This is a genomic window from Amycolatopsis sp. lyj-84, from assembly GCF_046549075.1.
GTDB lineage: Bacteria > Actinomycetota > Actinomycetes > Mycobacteriales > Pseudonocardiaceae > Amycolatopsis.
The window spans coordinates 719289-733876 of the sequence record NZ_JAJPWO010000002.1 but is presented as its reverse complement, the minus strand read 5'-3'; the positions used below and the strand labels follow the sequence as shown (position 1 = coordinate 733876).

At 68.6% G+C, this 14588-nt stretch carries 14 protein-coding genes; 7 read left to right on the top strand and 7 right to left on the bottom strand.

The window, feature by feature from the left end:
* The first annotated feature begins 720 nt into the window (after positions 1-720).
* Together ACLJRM_RS08530 and ACLJRM_RS08525 are read left to right on the top strand one after the other, a co-directional pair.
* On the top strand, positions 721-3066 hold the full coding sequence (locus ACLJRM_RS08530) for an oxidoreductase (protein WP_101611434.1): 2346 nt from the start codon (positions 721-723) through the stop codon (positions 3064-3066).
* A 35-nt stretch (positions 3067-3101) separates the two neighbouring features.
* A complete protein-coding gene (locus tag ACLJRM_RS08525) occupies positions 3102-3566 on the top strand; it encodes an SRPBCC family protein (RefSeq protein ID WP_410662706.1) in 465 nt (154 codons plus the stop codon).
* Positions 3567-3569: 3 nt separating this feature from the next.
* On the opposite strand, the gene ACLJRM_RS08520 is transcribed toward ACLJRM_RS08525, so the two are convergent.
* On the bottom strand, positions 3570-4268 hold the full coding sequence (locus tag ACLJRM_RS08520) for a TetR/AcrR family transcriptional regulator (protein ID WP_410601428.1): 699 nt from the start codon (positions 4266-4268) through the stop codon (positions 3570-3572).
* A 51-nt stretch (positions 4269-4319) separates the two neighbouring features.
* On the opposite strand from ACLJRM_RS08520, the gene ACLJRM_RS08515 reads away from it, so the two are divergent.
* The gene (locus tag ACLJRM_RS08515) at positions 4320-4637 is read left to right on the top strand and encodes a DUF1330 domain-containing protein (RefSeq protein ID WP_101611432.1); all 318 of its coding nucleotides are present in this window, start codon (positions 4320-4322) and stop codon (positions 4635-4637) included.
* Here ACLJRM_RS08515 and ACLJRM_RS08510 read toward each other — a convergent pair.
* A complete protein-coding gene (locus ACLJRM_RS08510) occupies positions 4634-5203 on the bottom strand; it encodes a hypothetical protein (RefSeq protein ID WP_410662705.1) in 570 nt (189 codons plus the stop codon). The two genes, ACLJRM_RS08515 and ACLJRM_RS08510, sit on opposite strands and share 4 nt — an antisense overlap.
* A gap of 112 nt (positions 5204-5315) precedes the next feature.
* On the opposite strand from ACLJRM_RS08510, the gene ACLJRM_RS08505 reads away from it, so the two are divergent.
* The 4 genes from ACLJRM_RS08505 to ACLJRM_RS08490 all read left to right on the top strand — a co-directional run bounded on the left by ACLJRM_RS08505 (position 5316) and on the right by ACLJRM_RS08490 (position 10208).
* Positions 5316-6101 carry a class I SAM-dependent DNA methyltransferase gene (locus tag ACLJRM_RS08505; RefSeq protein ID WP_410662704.1) on the top strand — a complete coding sequence of 262 codons (786 nt, stop codon included), beginning with the start codon at positions 5316-5318 and terminating at the stop codon, positions 6099-6101.
* 89 nt (positions 6102-6190) lie between these two features.
* Positions 6191-7999: an NHL domain-containing thioredoxin family protein gene (locus tag ACLJRM_RS08500; protein ID WP_410662853.1), complete on the top strand. Its 1809-nt coding sequence runs from the start codon at positions 6191-6193 to the stop codon at positions 7997-7999.
* Between the two features lie 40 nt (positions 8000-8039).
* Positions 8040-8333 carry a GroES family chaperonin gene (locus ACLJRM_RS08495; protein WP_101611429.1) on the top strand — a complete coding sequence of 98 codons (294 nt, stop codon included), beginning with the start codon at positions 8040-8042 and terminating at the stop codon, positions 8331-8333.
* Between the two features lie 27 nt (positions 8334-8360).
* Complete coding sequence (locus ACLJRM_RS08490) at positions 8361-10208, top strand: VanW family protein (protein ID WP_410662703.1); 1848 nt, start codon at positions 8361-8363, stop codon at positions 10206-10208.
* Positions 10209-10211: 3 nt separating this feature from the next.
* On the opposite strand, the gene ACLJRM_RS08485 is transcribed toward ACLJRM_RS08490, so the two are convergent.
* The 5 genes from ACLJRM_RS08485 to ACLJRM_RS08465 all read right to left on the bottom strand — a co-directional run bounded on the left by ACLJRM_RS08485 (position 10212) and on the right by ACLJRM_RS08465 (position 14508).
* On the bottom strand, positions 10212-10928 hold the full coding sequence (locus ACLJRM_RS08485; protein WP_101611427.1) for a leucine-rich repeat domain-containing protein: 717 nt from the start codon (positions 10926-10928) through the stop codon (positions 10212-10214).
* Between the two features lie 21 nt (positions 10929-10949).
* Positions 10950-11246: a GlsB/YeaQ/YmgE family stress response membrane protein gene (locus ACLJRM_RS08480; RefSeq protein ID WP_101611426.1), complete on the bottom strand. Its 297-nt coding sequence runs from the start codon at positions 11244-11246 to the stop codon at positions 10950-10952.
* A 74-nt stretch (positions 11247-11320) separates the two neighbouring features.
* Positions 11321-11596 carry a GlsB/YeaQ/YmgE family stress response membrane protein gene (locus ACLJRM_RS08475; RefSeq protein WP_101611425.1) on the bottom strand — a complete coding sequence of 92 codons (276 nt, stop codon included), beginning with the start codon at positions 11594-11596 and terminating at the stop codon, positions 11321-11323.
* Between the two features lie 124 nt (positions 11597-11720).
* Complete coding sequence (locus ACLJRM_RS08470) at positions 11721-13565, bottom strand: acyl-CoA dehydrogenase (protein WP_101611424.1); 1845 nt, start codon at positions 13563-13565, stop codon at positions 11721-11723.
* 139 nt (positions 13566-13704) lie between these two features.
* Positions 13705-14508, bottom strand: coding sequence for a response regulator transcription factor (locus tag ACLJRM_RS08465; RefSeq protein WP_233223044.1), 804 nt, complete (start codon positions 14506-14508; stop codon positions 13705-13707).
* Positions 14509-14588 lie beyond the last annotated feature (80 nt).

The following is a 14588-nucleotide window of genomic DNA, read 5'->3' as shown; positions in this document are numbered from 1 at the left end:
GAATCACTGTGCACACAAGGTCGTTCCGGAGACCGACAGCCAGTGTGCAGGTGCCCTCGGTCTTCGCCACCGTTGTCGTTGCTGGGGCTCCCGGAAAACAGCCAGGTACACCCGTTTCCCAGGGCCATCTTGTCCAGACGGGAGCTTTCGACCTTGCCGCCGACCGCTTCCGCCTGAGCTGTCGGGATCGCCCGGTAGGGGTCTGTTTCGACAGCGGAAGTGTCGACGATCGGATCGGCCACGTTCGGTGCGCCATCGGAGGGCAGTGTCGAGGAGGAGGGCGCGGTGGGTGCCGGAGTTACGGCGCTCGCCGGTTTCTTGCTGGTGCAGCCGCCGCACAGTGTCGCCGTGGCGGCTGTCGCGGCGATCAGCAAGGTGGCTTGAAGTCGCATTAGTCGACTTCCGATCTGGCGAAGTGCGTCGTTCGCCGAGACAGCCCTGAAGGCGGCCTTCGGCCTGCCCGGCGGCGTCTGCGGCCCGGCCTACCCGTAGTCACCTCTGGCTCCGGTGAGTGACCGTAGCAGTGAGCAGCCACTCCGACGGCGAGTTCGACAAAGATCACCGACGCGGACGCGAACAGCCTGGTCCGGAACCCCGGCGGTCGTTCTGCCGTCGTAGTCCCATGGCAGGTTCCGGTCTACTGCCCTGGGCCCCTTGCGAATCCCCTGTGTGATCGGCTTCGCTGGTAGCCGGGGAACGACGGGGGAGGGAAGCGAGACGATGCCGGGCTTTCGGCGTAACAACGGGCCGCGCGATCCGGGGGAGGGCGAGCCGAACGGCGACGCGGCCCTGCCGCCGCTCGACCCGTTCGACCCGAATCCCGACAAGCGTTACGAGGTCCCGGCCTCCGAGCTGATGAAGCCGGGTTCGACCGGTCTGCTCCGGTGGCGCCGTCAGGCGACCAACGCGCCGATCGTGCAGGTCGAGGACGCCTACATCACCGGGACGCTCGATCTGCGTGCGGCCGACATCAAGTACCTGTTCCGGTTCGAGCGGTGCCGGTTCGAGCATCCGCCGGACGTCCGCGAGGCGCATCTGCTCGGGCTCGTGTTCCGCAAGTGCTGGCTGCCCGGGCTCAAGGCGCGCAACCTCCGCACCCGCAACGACGTCCGCCTGATCCGCAGCGTCGTGCACGTCGACGGCGAGCACGAGATCGAGGAGACCACGGTCCAGCGTGGCGACGATCGCGAGCGCGGGATGCCGAACGCGGCGGTCAACCTCACCGACGCCGTCATCGAGGGCTCGGTCGTGCTGACGCGCACGGTGATCTCCCATCCGCGCGGCAAGGCGATCCAGGCCGACCGGGTCAACATCGTCGGCGCGCTGCTCGCGTATCGGTTGGTGGCCAACGGGGAAGTCCGCATCCCGGGTATGCGGGCGGGCGGTAACGTCAACTTCTCCGGCGCGACGCTGAACAACCGGGACGGCTTCGCGCTCAACGGGAACGGGATCCACATCGGCGGCAGCCTGCTGTGCGAGGTGGACAACTACGGGCCCGCCTCGCAGCGGAAACGCTTCTCCGCCAGTGGGATCATGTTCCTGCCGAGCGCCACTGTGGACAGTGACATCATCATGCGGGAGGCCAAGCTCTCGGTGAACCAGGCCGGTCCGATCGTGGTGGACGCCTGGAAGTCGAACGATCCGTACATCGATCCGCGGCCGGCGCTGGTCGCGGATCGCTTGACGGTCAACGGAAACCTCGAACTGAGCGACGGTCTGCAGGCGACCGGGACGTTGCGGATGGTCAACGCGCGGATCGGCGGTTCGCTCCGGCTCGCGGGCGCCGAGGTCCAGGTCGTGCGCGGGCGCAGCATTCCCTACTACGACCGCGCGATCCACCTCGACGGGACGACGATCGGCGGCGACATCGAGGCGACGAGCCTGCGTGTCCCGTCGGGGCAGTTGCGCATGGCCGACATCACCGTCGGCGGCAACGTACTCGCCTGGAACTCGATGTTCCTGCACCCTCGACGCGACGTCTTCTCCGCGCGCCGCGCGAAGATCGCGGGGAACTTCCAGCTCACCGACGCGACCGTGCAGGGAACCCTGCGGTTGCAGGGCGCCGAGGTCGGCGGCAGCGTGAACCTCTTCGGTACCAGTCTGACCGAGCCCGGAGCGCGGACCAACACCAGTTACTCGCTGGACGTCCGCACCGCGCGGATCGGCCGCGACCTCGTCCTCACCGAGAACAAGGAGCGCCCGTTCGTCGCGCAGGGCGGGGTCAATCTCGACGGCGCCCAGGTCGCGCGGCGCGTCGACTTCCGCGGCGCGCGGCTCGGATCCCTGCCGCAGCACGGGATCGCGCTCGACGGCAGCGACGTCTCGGCCGACGAGTTCCTGCTCACGCCCGCCACTCCACCGGACGGCCGGATCGTTCTTCGGCGCGCGCATTGCGGGACCCTGGGCGACAACGAGGCGTTCTGGGCGTCGACGGCGGGGATCGAGCTGGAGGATTTCCGGTACGACGCGCTGCAGGAGGACATCGCGCTCGACGACGACCGGGCGATCGACCATCGGATCGTGTTGCTGCGCAAGGCGATGGACGGTTACCGCCCGGGCCCCTACGACCAGCTGGCGGCGACGCTGCGCGCGTCCGGTAACGAAGAGCACGCCTCCACGGTGCTGCTGAAGAAACAGCAGTTCCGGTACGTGGCGCTCGCGAAGGGCTTCAAGTTCTTCGGTCCCGGCGTGCACGTGTGGAGCTGGCTGCAACGGTCGATGGTCGGTTATGGCTTCCGCCCGGTGCGCGCGCTCGGCTGGCTGTTGACGCTGCTCGTGCTGGGCAGCCTGTATTTCGGGCTCGGCGTCGACGACTGCATCACCAATCCCAAGCTCACGGTGAGCGGGCCGCGGTGCCTGGTCAACCAGGACGACACCGGGCTGCAGTGGAATCCGGTGCTCTACACGATCGACCTGCTGGTCCCGATCGTCGACTTCGGGAACAAGTCGCGCTGGTACATGCACGGCATGGACAACTGGGTCGCGGCCGGGTTCACCGCCTCGGGCTGGGTACTGGCGACGACGGTCGCGGCCGGTATCAGCCGCATGCTCCGGCGCGACAACTGAGGGTATTTCACATACCCTCAGTACGGAGGTATGTCATGACCCAGCCCAGCGCCACCGGCAAGATCGCCATCACCGCTCCGCCCGAGAAGGTGTACGCCCTGGTCAGCGACCCGGGCGCGCTCGCGGGCATGTCCGAGGAGTACGAGGGGCATCGCTGGGTCGGCGACGCGAAGACCGTCGCCGTCGGCGCGAAGTTCCGCGGCTGCAACCGTCGCGGGGTCCGCCGCTGGAGCACCCTCTCGACGATCACCGACGCCGAAGAGGGCAAGCGGTTCGCCTTCGAGGTGACCACTTTCGCCGGACTTCCCGTGGCGCGCTGGCAGTACGACATCGAGGCTTCGGGCGACGGCTGCGTGGCCGTGGAGAGCACGTGGGACCGGCGGCCGGGCTGGCTTCGCGGACCGACGTCGCTGTTCACCGGGGTCTGGAAGCGGGACGACGCCAACCGCGCGAACATCGCCGCGACGCTGGCCCGGCTGAAGGCCACCGTCGAATCCTGACCCTCACCGCCGCAGCGAGCTGACCAGGTCGAGCATCTCGGCGTGATGCAGCGCGGCCGGGTCGCGCGCGACGGACCGGACATGACCGTCGATCTCCAGGGCCACCAAGCCGTGCATCCGGCCCCACACGCGCAGCGCGAGCGCGGCCGCGGCCGGAGACACGTCCGGGAGGTCTTCCCGGATCTTCGCGACGTACTCGGGGTTCAGGTCCGACCAGGCGCCCTCTCCCGGCCGGTCGTCTTGCCACAAGGTGGCCACCAGCGAGGTCAGCCGGTGGCACACGCGATGGTCCGTCCGGTCCACCGGGCCCGCCTCGGGCGGCCGGTAACCGGGGATGGGACGCCCGTAGAACAGCCGGAAGTCCTCGGGGTGCGCCAGCGCCCATTCCCGCAGCCCCCGGCCCCAGGCCACCAGCCTGCCGCCGGGGTCGGTCTCGGGCACGGCGTCGGTGGCGGTTTCCAGCGCCTCGGCCAGCGACGCGCCGATTCCGCTGATCAGCGCCGTGATCAAGTCGTCCTTGGTGGGGAAGTAGCTGTAGATGGCGCGAGCGGTCATGCCCATCTCACGGGCGATGCCGCGCAGCGTGATCGCTCCCGGCCCCGCGTCGGCCATCTGCCGCCGCGCGATCTCCGTGATCTCGCGGCTGGTCTCCGCGCGCTGCCGCTCCCGGCGGCGCGGGGGCACGTCATCGCTCTCACTCACCCGGCGAGGATACAGTGTGTCATTACTACACACTGTGTCCGGAGGTTGTGAATGCCCGCATACGTCGTGGTGGATGTCGGAGTGGTCGACGAGGAGGCGGGCTGGGCTTACGCCCCGGTGGCCCAGCGATCGATCCTCGATCACGGTGGCCGCTACCTGGTCGCCGGCCCCACGCCGGAACCGGTGGAAGGCACCTGGGACTCGCAGCGCCTCATGGTCATCGAGTTCCCCGACATGGACCGGGCCCGCCAGTGGTACGACTCTCCCGAGTACCGGCGCGCCCGGCGGATCAGGGAGGGCAAGGCCCAGTTGCGGATGCTGTTCCTCGAGGGCTCGCCACCTGAGGGCTTCACCCCACGCGGCGTCTAGTCGACGAATCGCGACCAGAACTCGACCTGGCGCGGCCCGCCCTCCGGCGGCGGGCCCAGCGGCTGGTCGCAGAAGTCGTGTCGCAGGTATCCCCGCAGGTCATAGCCGTAATAGACGATGTCGGTCTGATACACCGACAGCACCGGATATCCCGTGCTCCCGGCGATCCCCGGCAGATAGCGATGGCCGCAGACGGGAACCAGCTGCGGAACACGCGCCATGTGCGCACGGGCTTGATCGAGTGCGTCGGACAGGTCGATCGGCCGCATGCCCCAGTCCGGTAACCAGAAGCCGTTGTGCTCGATGTCGTAGAGCACCCCGTCGACCGGCCAATCCAGCCGTTTTCGCAGTTGTTCGGGGTTGCCGCAGCGCCAGTCCGGCCAGCGGTCGCCGATCGGCACCCCGGCGGTGAGGAAGGTCCGGTGATCGGCGGCGAACCGGAAACCGAAGCGTGCTTCGACGTCGTCGAGCTCGGCCTCGCTCAACCCGGGACGCACGGGTTCGGCCAAGCTCGCCTGGAGGTCATGTGCCTCCTTCAGGGTGAAGGCGGGCTCAACAGTGGACATGTGTTCGAGCCTAAGTCGCCCGGCGCGGGGGCGCCTTCTCTTTTAATGCCACTCGAACACGGCGGCGAAAACGGGATGAAGAGGGCGCTGTCGCGCGCTAGCGTCGGTGATCGTGAGCTTGGAAGACGACCCGGCGGACGGCTGGTTCCCCGAGAGTGTGGCCACGGACTACGACGACCCGGGCGGTGTGAACGCGCCCGAAGCGGTGGCGGCCATAGTGGACGTCCTCGAAGATCTCGCCGACGGACCGGTGCTCGAATTCGCCGTCGGGACCGGGCGGATCGCGGCGCCGCTGGCCGCGCGTGGCGTGCCGGTGAGCGGCATCGAGCTGAGCCGGGCGATGGCGGCGCGGATCGCGGCCAAACCGGGCGGCGACGCGGTCGGGGTCACGATCGGCGACATGACGAAGACGCGGGTGGCCGGCGAGTTCTCGATGGTCTACCTGGTCTTCAACACGATCTCCAACGTGACCACCCAGGACGGCCAGGTCGACGTCTTCCGCAACGCGTCCGCGCATCTGCGGCCGGGCGGGTTGTTCGTCGTCGAGGTGGGCCTGCCGGACCTGCGCCGCCTGCCACCGGGGCAGGACACCGTGCCGTTCGCGATGAAACCCGGCAGCTACGTCGGGTTCGACCAGTACGACGTGGTGACGCAGCAGTTCACGTCGAACCACGTCACCGTGTCACCGGACGGGACCGGGCGATTCCGCCGCATCCCCTTCAGGTACGCCTGGCCCGCCGAGATGGACTTGATGGCGCGCATCGCCGGGATGCGCCTCAAGCACCGCTGGGCGGGCTGGGACCGCTCGGAACTCACCGCCGAGAGCACCGGGCACGTGTCGATCTGGGAGAAAGCCCCGGCCCCTCATCACCCACATGAGGCTCCTCCCCTGGGGTGAGCTCGCCCTCTCAACGCCTGGACCTCGGAACAGAGCGGCTCCGCGTGTAGTTCACTCATGTCGTGACTTCTCCACGAACGCAGTCCCGCGTGCGGGCGCCCGAGCTCGCCGGCGACGTCTGGCTCAACACCGGTGGTGCGCGGATCACGCTCGCCGGGTTGCGCGGCCGCGTCGTCCTGCTGGACTTCTGGACCAGCGGGTGCGTCAACTGCCTGCACGTGCTGGACGAGCTGCGCCCGCTGGAGGCCGAGTTCGCCGACGTCCTGGTGACCATCGGCGTGCATTCGCCCAAGTTCCTGCACGAGGGCGAGGCGGCCGCGATCGAGGCGGCGGTGCGGCGCTACGAGGTGCACCATCCGGTGCTCAACGATCCGCAGATGACCACCTGGTCGCAGTACGCGGTCAAGGCCTGGCCGACGCTGGTCGTCGTGGACCCCGAGGGTTACGTCGTGCACGTCGCCGCCGGTGAAGGACACGCCGAGGCGCTGCGCCGGGTGATCGGCGACCTCGTCGCGACCCACGAGGCCAAGGGCACGCTGCGCCGCGGCGGCAGCCCGTACGTCCCGGCCGAGGAGCAGCACACCGAACTGCGCTTCCCGAGCAAGGCCGTCACCACCGCCGAAGGCCGGATCCTGGTCGCCGACACCGGCAATCACTCCATCGTCGAGTTCGCCTCCGACGGCGAGACGATCATTCGCCGCTTCGGCAGCGGGGCCCGCGGCGCGCAGGACGGCCCCTTCGACCTGGCGACCTTCACCGAGCCGTCCGGGATCACGCTGCTGCCGTACGAGGTCGCCGAGCGCGCGGGCTACCACGCCGTCGTCGCCGACACGGCCGGCCACCGGCTGCGCGGAATCGACCTGATCACCGGCGAGGTCAGCACGGTCGCCGGCACCGGCCGCCAATGGCGCGACGGCGTCGACACCGGCAAGGCGCTCGACATCGACCTCACCAGTCCGTGGGACGTCGCCTGGTGGGGACCCGCGGGCGGCGTCGTGGTCGCCATGGCGGGCAACCACACGCTGAGCGTGTTCGAGCCGGTCTCGGGCAGCATCCGCCGCTTCGCCGGTACGACCGTCGAGGGCCTGCGAGACGGTGACGTCCACGAAGCGTTCTTCGCGCAGACGTCCGGTCTCACGCCCGACGGGCAAAGGCTGTGGATCGCGGACGCCGAGACGTCGGCGCTGCGTTGGATCCAGCCCGAGGGCGAGACGTTCACCGTGCACACCGCGGTCGGCGTCGACCTGTTCTCCTTCGGCCACGTCGACGGGCCCGCGGACAAGGCGCTCCTGCAGCATCCGCTCGGCCTCGCCGTGCTGCCCGGCGACACCATCGCGATCGCCGACACCTACAACGGCGCCATCCGCCGCTACGACCCGCTCACCCGCCGGGTGACCACGCTCGCGACCGGTCTCGCGGAGCCACAGGGCCTGCTGGTGCACGACGGCGAACTGCTGGTCGTCGAGTCGGCGGGCGGCCGGATCGGGCCGGTGCCGCTCGGCGAGCAGGCCGTGTCCGGGGACGCGCACGCCGTCCGCCGTCCGCCGTCCGTGCTGGCACCGGGTGAGCTGGAGTTCTCCGTCGTCTTCACCCCGCCTCCCGGCGAGAAACTCGACGACCGCTACGGCCCCTCGACGCGCCTGGAGATCAGCGCGTCGCCGCCGGAGTTGCTGGCCGACGGCGCGGGGGTGGGCACGGACCTGTTCCGCAAGCTCCGCTTCGCCGACGGAGTCACCGAAGGCGTTCTGCAGGTCGTCGCGCAGGCCGCGAGCTGTGACGACGGAGGCGAGCACCCCGCCTGCCGCATCACCCGGCAGGACTGGGGAGTACCCGTCCGGTTCGAAAAGGGTGGAGAAAGCGTGCTGAGCCTGGTCATGGCGGGGGATCCGGGAAAGTAGAGTCGTACTCGTGTCAGACGGGCCGAAACTCGAGATTCAAATGCTGCAGGACAGGGTGCTCGTGAAGCTGTCCCCCGAGGACGGCGAGCGCCGGAGCTCCGGCGGGATCGTCATCCCCGCCACGGCGCAGGTCGCGCGGCGGCTCTCGTGGGGTGATGTACTGGGCGTGGGCAACAGTGTGCGGAACGTCAAGACCGGCGACCGCGTGCTGTTCAACCCGGACGACCAGCACGAGGTCGAGATCCAGGGCGAGGGGCACCTGGTGATGCGGGAGCGGGACATCCACGCCGTGGCGACCGAACGGTCCGAACACGGCACGGGGCTTTACCTGTAGCTCCGGTCGCGGGAGGGGTGGTGAGAGTTGGCGCGCGATGATCACGACGAACCGGGCACCGACCTGTTCACCGACGAGCTCCTTCCTTCCCCGGAGACCGACGAAGACCTGGTAGACGAGCTTTTCGAGGGCGACAGGGTGGTGCACCCGCCGCCGACGCCCGCCTCGAAGTTCCGCAAGGGCCTCGGCAAGGCCTTCATGACCGCCGGGCTGCTCATGGGCCTGTTCGTGCTCGCGTACGCGGTGGACCTGATCGTCAGCGCCGGGGACGTCCCGCGCGGGGTCACCGTCGCGGGGATCGACGTCGGCGGCCTCACGCACAAGGACGCCGAGTCGAAGCTTCGCCGCGAGCTGGAGCCGAAGCTGATCGAGCCGGTGCGGATCCGCGCGGGAGACGTCCGCACGGTGCTGTACCCCACGTCTTCCGGCCTCGGGCTCGACTGGCCTCAGACGCTGGGCCGAGCCGGTCATCAGCCGTTGAGCCCGTACACGCGGGTGATGTCGTTCTTCACCAGCCGTGAGGTCGGCGTCGTCACCTGGACCGACGCGCCGAAGCTCGAAAGAGCCGTCACGGACCTCGCCGCCGCGAAGCTGAATCGTCCGCCGGTCGAGGGGAACATCGCCTTCCAGCCCGTCGCGGGCAGCGACGGCGGTGTCCTCCCGGTCGCGGTCGAACCGCGGTCCGGGCAGACGCTCGCCGACCCCAAGGCCGCGGTCACCGCGGTCACCGACGGCTGGCTGAGCGACGGCGGTGTCGAGCTGAAGGTGACCGTCGCGCCGGTGAAGGCGAATTCGCCGGGGGTGCACGCGGCGCTGGCCAAGATCGTCGTCCCGGCGGTGGCGAAACCGCTGGTCATCCGCGGCGAGGGCAAGGACGCGACGCTGAAACCGGACACGATCGCGGGCTCCTTCCAGTTCGCCGCCCGCGACGACGGCAACCTCGAAGTCCGCATCGACCAGGGCAAACTGCGGGCCGCGGCGCAGCCGCAGCTCAAGGAGACCGAGACCGACGGGGCGGACGCGCAGATCGTCTTCGTCGGCGACAGGCCCGCCGTCCAGCCGTCGAAGGACGCGCGGAAGGTCAACTGGGACCTCACGTTCACCGCGCTGACCACGGTGCTCGGGAAGAGCGACGAGCGGGAGCTGAAGGCGGTCTACGACGCCAGCAGTCCGGCCGTCAGCACCGACGCGGCGAACGTCCTCGGCATCAACGAGGTCATCGGCGAGTTCACCACGTCGGGTCTGAGCGGGCCGTCGATGACGAACACGCAGACGCTGGCCACCCGCGTCTCCGGCACCATCGTGAAGCCGAACGAGACGTTCAGCCTCAGCGCGCGGTCCGGGCCGAGGACGGCGGCCGCGGGTTATGTCCCCGCCCCGGCGAACGAGGACGGCACCGGTCCGGTCGTGGTCGGCGGCGGCGTCTCGCAGCTGGCGACGACGCTCTACAACGCCGCGTACCTGGCGGGGCTCGCCGACGGCGGGCATCTGGAGCACGACAACTACCTGGACCGCTATCCGGGCGCGCGCGACGTCAAGGCGATCAACAACGACGGTTCACCGGTCGAGATGCAGATCGTCAACGACGCCCCGACCGGGATCGCGATCCAGGTGATCCCCGCCAACGGTTCGGTGACCGTGCGGATCTGGGGCACGAAGCGCTTTTCGGTCCAGAGCGTCGGCGGCGAACGGCACTCCTACGTCCCCCAGCCGGTGCAGGTCGGCTCGGGCCCCGGGTGTGTGCCGGATCCCGGCGCCGCCGGTTTCAGCACCTCGGACACCCGCGTGCTCGTCGACGTCGTCACCGGCACGGAGGTCCGCCGGGAGACCCGCAACGCGACCTACTCGCCGCGGGTCACGATCCTCTGCACCTGAGCCTCACCGCAGCACCATGCAGCCGAGGGCCTCGAAGTCCGCGAGCCACGACGGCTCCCGGAGTTCCTTGTTCCACCGCAGATCCAGTTTGTCCAATTTGGACAGCCGGGCGATCGAATCCGGCAGCGTGGTGAGCCGGTTCTCGCGCAGGTCCAGCTGGCGCAATTCGCTCAGCTCGCCGAGGGAGTCCGGCAACGACGTCAGCCGGTTCTTCCGCAAATGTAGTTCGCGCAACGAGGAAAGCGTCCCCAGCGACTCCGGCAACGCGGTCAATCCGTTGCCGTACAAGCGAAGTTCGCGCAGTGAGGCCAGGCCGGACAGATCGTCCGGCAGCGTCGCGATCCGATTGTCCGTGCACCCCAGGTATTTCAGCCGACCGAGCGAGCACAGCGCGACGGGGAACTCGGTCAGCCGGTTGTCGCTCACGTAAAGGTATTCCGTCAGCCCGGAAAGCTCGCCGAGCTCGTCCGGCAGGGCGGTGAGTTCGTTGTGGCCCAGGTCCAGCGTGTGCAACTGCCGCAGGGCGCCGATCGACGGCGGGACGGAGGTCAGCCGGTTGGTGGCCAGATTCAGCACCCGGAGCCCGGAAAGCGACCAGAGCTCGTCGGGAACCGACGTCAGCCGGTTGTCGTACAGGTCCAGGTATTCGAGCGATGCCGGGAGGGGAATGCCGGACAGGGAGGTCAGCCCCTGGCCACTGAGTTCGAGTCGAGTGGTCACAGGGGCCGACCGTAGCCCTGGTCAGGTCATGGCGCGGTGCCCGCCGCCCTTGACCTTCGCGTAGATGGCGGCCGCGGCGATGACGCCGACGACGGCCGCGCCGACCTGGAAGGCGTGCCGGATCCAGTCGATGCCCGCGGTGTCGCGGACGCCGAACACGCCTGCCAGCCAGTTGCCGATGAAAGCGGCGATGATGCCGACCACGATCGTCAGCCACATCGGGATCTTCTGATCGCCGGACGCCAGCATCCGGCCGATGACGCCGAGGATCAGGCCCACCACGATCGTGGTGATGATGCCCCAAAGGCCACCCAACATGGTTCCTCCTTCGCTGGAGAATCGAGTTGGGCCCACCGTGACACCAAAATGGCCGTGTCGCGCCTCAAGACCCCTTACCGGGTGACACCCCGGCGTCCGTAGAGATTCGCCGCCAGGGTGACTCCGATGCCGGCGACGACGATCTGGGTGATGAGTTCGAGCCAGTCGAAGCCGTTGGTGTCCGCGTAGCCGAGACCGCGGGCGATCCAGGTGCCGATGAAGGCGGCGGCGATACCCACCACGATCGTCAGCCAGATCGGGATCGACTGCTTGCCGGGGGCGAAGAACCTACCGAGCACCCCGAGGATCAAACCGACCACGATCGCCGTGATGATGCCGGTGACTGTCATTGCGACTCCTTTGCCGAGGTCTCCGCCGAGGGGCGGACTCAGCACGGAAATTCCCCCGGGAAACCCCCTCGAAACCAGAAAGGCCCCCTCCCGCACCGGGAGAGGGCCTTTCTCACGAAATCGTTTAGAAAGCGGCCTCGGAGATGTCCATGAGGCTGTTGTCCGCGGCCTCGACGATCGCCCGGCGCGACGTCAGCTCCGGCAGCACGCTCTTCGCGAAGAACGACGCCACGGCGATCTTGCCCTCGTAGAACGGGGTGTCCTTCGCCGACGCGCCCGCGTCGAGCTTGCCGATGGCGACCTCGGCGTGCCTGATGAGCCGCCAGCCGATGAGCAGATCGCCGACCGACATCAGCAGGCGGACCGTGTGCTGGCCGACCTTGTTGATGTTCTGCGGGTCTTCCTGCGACGTGGTCAGGTAGCCGATCAGCGAGCCGAGCATGCCCTGGGTGTCTTCGAGCGCCTGCTTGAGCAGACCGCGCTCGTTCTTGAGTCGCCCGTTGCCGATCTCCGACTCGATGGTCTTCGTGATCTCCCCGGCGAGGTAGGCCAGCGAAGCGCCCTTGTCGCGGACGATCTTGCGGAAGAAGAAGTCCAGCGACTGGATGGCCGTGGTGCCTTCGTACAGCGAGTCGATCTTCGCGTCGCGGATGTACTGCTCGATCGGGTAGTCCTGCAGGAAGCCCGACCCGCCGAGGGTCTGCAGCGACTGCACGAGCTGCTCGGTCGCGCGCTCCGAGCCGACGCCCTTGACGATCGGCAGCAGCAGGTCGTTGACGCCGTGCGCGATCTTCTGGGAGGCCTCGTCGCCCTCGCCGGTCCACACCTGGTCCTGGAACGTCGCGGTGTAGAGGTACACCGAACGCAGGCCCTCGGCGTACGCCTTCTGCAGCATCAGCGAGCGGCGGACGTCCGGGTGGTGGGTGATCGTGACGCGCGGCGCCGTCTTGTTCAGCATGTTCGGCAGGTCGGCGCCCTGGACGCGCTCCTTGGCGTACTCGAGCGCGTTGAGGTAACCGGTCGACAGCGTCGCGATGGCCTTCGTGCCGACCATCATGCGGGCGTACTCGATGACCTGGAACATCTGCGCGATGCCGTCGTGCACCTCGCCGAGCAGCCAGCCCTTGGCGGGGGTGCCGTGCTGGCCGAAGGTCAGCTCGCAGGTGGTCGAGGCCTTGATGCCCATCTTGTGCTCGACGTTGGTGACGAAGGCGCCGTTGCGCTCGCCCAGCTCACCGGTCTTGCCGTCGAAGTGGAACTTCGGCACGAGGAACAGCGACAGGCCCTTGGTGCCGGCCTTGGTCTCGATGCCGGGGCCCTCGGGACGGGCCAGCACCAGGTGCATGATGTTCTCGACCATGTCGTTCTCGGCCGAGGTGATGAACCGCTTCACGCCGTCGATGTGCCAGGAGCCGTCCTCCTGCTTGACGGCCTTGGCGCGGCCCGCGCCGACGTCGGAACCGGCGTCGGGCTCGGTGAGCACCATCGTCGCGCCCCAGCCGCGATCGATCATGATCTGCGCCCAGTGCTTCTGCTCTTCGGTGCCGTTCTTGTCGACGATCCCGGCGAAGCTCGGGCCCGCCATGTACATGAACAGCGGCGCGTTGGCGCCGAGGATCAGCTCGGCCGCGGCCCACTGCACGGTCGGGGGCAGGCCGAAGCCGCCCAGTTCGTTCGGCAGGCCGAGCCGCCACCATTCGCCGTCCATCAGCGCCTGGTAGCTCTTCTTGAACGACTCGGGGATCTTCACCGAGAAGGTCTTCGGGTCGTACACCGGCGGGTTGCGGTCCGCGTCGGCGTACGAGTCGGCGAGGGGACCGGAAGCGAGCTTGTTCAGCTCGGTCAGCACGCCGCGCGCGGTCTCCTCGTCGGATTCCGCGAGGACGCCCTTGCCGAGGCGGTCCTGTACGCCGAGGACCTCGAAGAGGTTGAACTCCAGGTCTCGGACGTTGCTCTTGTAGTGGCCCATTTCGTCACTCCAATGTGTTCGGCTCCCCGGCCGGGCACACGTCCCCTACTCGCCGGTAACTTCAGGATATTACCTGTGGGTAACCGGCGGCAAGTGAATGGCCACTGTTGTGATGTGTAAATCAGCAATACAGGGGGTCTCAGCGGGGTGACGGCGCGATCGAAGGGGCGGGCGTGGCGTCCGCCGGATTGTGCGCGTCATCCGGATGCGTGACCAGGATGCCGGACCGGAAGGCGATGGTGACCGCGTGTGTCCGGTCGCGGGCGGAAAGCTTGCGCAGGATGCTCTTGACGTGCGTCCGCACGGTTTCCACGGACAGGAACAGGATTTTTGCGATCCCGGAGTTCTCCAGCCCCTCGGCGACCAACTGAAGGACCTGGTACTCGCGGCGGGACAGCGGCATCAGGCCGCGCGCGGTCGCGGGTTTGGGCGCGTCGCCCGGTTTCGGGAGGACGGGCTGGCGCTTCGGTCGCGCCGTCAACGCGGCCAACGTCGGGTCGATGTAGCGGCGGTCACTGTGCGCGCGCCGGATCGCCTCGGTCAGATGCCGCCCGTCGGTCGCCCGCGGCACGATCGCGTGCACCCCGGCCGCGATGGCCGCGGCGAGGTACTGCTGCGTGCGGTTGGTGTCCCTGACCAGCGTGATGATGACCAGCGCCGGATCGCCGTTGCTGAGCAGCCGGGACAGGTGGCAGTTCGGGTCGAGCGCCGAATCCAGCACGATCACGTCCGGTTTGAGCTGCTCGCACAACTGGAGCGCGGCGTGATGGCTGTTCGCGTGCCCGAGCCACTGCAGCCCCGGCGTGCGGTGGACCAGCGAACTCAGGCCCTCGCAGAAGATCGGGATCGGATCGACGGCGGCCACGCCGAGGCCTCGTCCGCCTGGTGGCAGTCCGCCAGGCCTCCCGGCCTGCGTTCGGTTCGGCTCGATGCTTCGCGTCACGGACCCCTCCGTTTTCCTGCCCGTCATCCCCGGACGAGAGGACATGACGTCCATTCGGCGCCCACGGCCCCCCGGCGTGG

Bases quoted from the DNA above. Each gene is read 5' to 3' on its own strand.
- ACLJRM_RS08530 (WP_101611434.1), top strand. From the start codon at position 721: ATGCCGGGCTTTCGGCGTAACAACGGGCCGCGCGATCCGGGGGAGGGC.
- ACLJRM_RS08525 (WP_410662706.1), top strand. From the start codon at position 3,102: ATGACCCAGCCCAGCGCCACCGGCAAGATCGCCATCACCGCTCCGCCC.
- ACLJRM_RS08515 (WP_101611432.1), top strand. From the start codon at position 4,320: ATGCCCGCATACGTCGTGGTGGATGTCGGAGTGGTCGACGAGGAGGCG.
- ACLJRM_RS08510 (WP_410662705.1), bottom strand. From the start codon at position 5,203: ATGTCCACTGTTGAGCCCGCCTTCACCCTGAAGGAGGCACATGACCTC.
- ACLJRM_RS08495 (WP_101611429.1), top strand. From the start codon at position 8,040: ATGCTGCAGGACAGGGTGCTCGTGAAGCTGTCCCCCGAGGACGGCGAG.
- ACLJRM_RS08480 (WP_101611426.1), bottom strand. From the start codon at position 11,246: ATGTTGGGTGGCCTTTGGGGCATCATCACCACGATCGTGGTGGGCCTG.
- ACLJRM_RS08475 (WP_101611425.1), bottom strand. From the start codon at position 11,596: ATGACAGTCACCGGCATCATCACGGCGATCGTGGTCGGTTTGATCCTC.
- ACLJRM_RS08470 (WP_101611424.1), bottom strand. From the start codon at position 13,565: ATGGGCCACTACAAGAGCAACGTCCGAGACCTGGAGTTCAACCTCTTC.